At 51.6% G+C, this 1,249-nt stretch carries 1 pseudogene; it reads left to right on the forward strand.

Going from position 1 to position 1,249, the window contains the following annotated elements:
- Positions 1 to 1,220, forward strand: a pseudogene (locus tag AACY31_RS28715) (IS3 family transposase); the annotation flags it as partial.
- Positions 1,221 to 1,249: the final 29 nt, after the last annotated feature.

The raw sequence follows: 1,249 nt of genomic DNA on the forward strand, positions 1-1,249 counted from the left end.
GGCCTCAAAAGTAAGAGAAAGAAGAACTACAGCCCTGAGTTCAAGCTGAATGTATTGCAGCGTATGCGAGAGGAAGAGCTGTCCTATCGCCAAGTCGCTGCCCTGTTTGATATCCGGAAATCCGACATCATTGGCGAATGGGAACGCAGGTATGATGAAGGCGGTTTGGAGGCCTTGTCCCGGCAGCCAGGAAGCGGACTTCACAAAAAAATGACAAACCCCATCCCGTCCATTCAGCTTGAATCTTCGGACGATGAAGCTCGTACGCGTGATGATTTGCTGGCCGAATTGAGCCAGTTGCGGATGGAAATTGCTTATTTAAAAAAGCTCGATGCCTTGGTTCAAGCGAAGGAACGAGCAGCGCAGCGGAAAAAGCGCAAATCGTGATTGAACTGAGGCAGGAGCACTCTCTGGAAGGCCTTCTGAAATTGGCTGGCCTGGCCCGTAGCACTTTTTATTATCAACAAAAGGTGCAGCAATCCGTTGATAAATACGCGGAGCTGAAGTCCAGAATTTGCTCAATTTTCGACGAGCACAAGGGCCGATATGGCTATCGCCGTATCACTGCTGCCGTTCGGCGAGCTGGCCACCTCGTGAACCACAAGACTGTTCAGCGCCTCATGGGCGAGCTTCAGTTGAAAAGCCGTGTGCGCATAAAGAAATACCGGGCCTACAGAGGCGAAGAGGGTCAGGTAGCGCCGAACCTGCTGAAACGGAAGTTCGATGCCAAACGACCGAACCAGAAATGGGTAACCGATGTGACGGAGTTTCGGGTCGGGGGGCAGAAGCTTTATCTCTCGCCGATCCTTGACCTCTATAACGGCGAAATAATCGCCTTCAAGACCGCTAGGCGCCCGCTGTTCGACATGGTTGGTGCAATGCTACGGCAAGCTTTTGAGAGGCTGCGGCCACGCGATAAACCAATCTTGCATTCCGACCAAGGATGGCAGTACCGGATGCCTATCTACCGCCGCGTGCTGAACGAGCGTGCGGTAAAGCCAAGCATGTCCCGCAAAGGAAATTGCTATGACAATGCGGCTATGGAAAGCTTTTTTGGCACGTTGAAATCCGAGTTCTTTTACCTGAACAAATTCAACAGTCTCGATGAGCTTGAAGCAGGTATAGAGGACTACATACACTACTACAATCATTCGCGAATCAGGCTGAAGCTAAGTGGCCTGAGCCCTGTGGAATACAGGACTCAAGCACGGCGGGCATAGAAGGCGTCCAACATTTCGGGGTCAGATCA

Source organism: Pseudomonas sp. RL_105y_Pfl2_101 (genome assembly GCF_963970585.1).
In the GTDB taxonomy this organism is placed as follows: Bacteria; Pseudomonadota; Gammaproteobacteria; order Pseudomonadales; family Pseudomonadaceae; genus Aquipseudomonas.